At 40.9% G+C, this 225-nt stretch carries 1 protein-coding gene; it reads left to right on the forward strand.

The window, feature by feature from the left end:
* Positions 1–184: IS3 family transposase (locus MJ257_RS24745; protein ID WP_240271809.1), on the forward strand; the 184-nt coding region annotated here is incomplete at its 5' end.
* Positions 185–225: the final 41 nt, after the last annotated feature.

Genomic DNA, 225 nt, shown 5'->3' on the forward strand with positions numbered 1-225 from the left:
CGAATCGTTTCACAGTGTGCTCAAGAAAGAACTTGTCTACTTGGAGAAGTTCAAAACACGCAAGCAAGCCAAGAAACGCATTTTTGAATATATTACCTGCTTCTACAATGGAAAACGAATCCATTCTGCGATTGGGTATTCTACGCCCAATGAGTACGAACGTATGTACCGATCTGCCGCATAATTTTCTCGATTCTTTGTGTCTACTCTATTGACAGAGGTACA

The sequence above is a fragment of the Paenibacillus timonensis genome, from assembly GCF_022427145.1.
Taxonomy (GTDB): Bacteria; Bacillota; Bacilli; order Paenibacillales; family Paenibacillaceae; genus Fontibacillus; species Fontibacillus timonensis.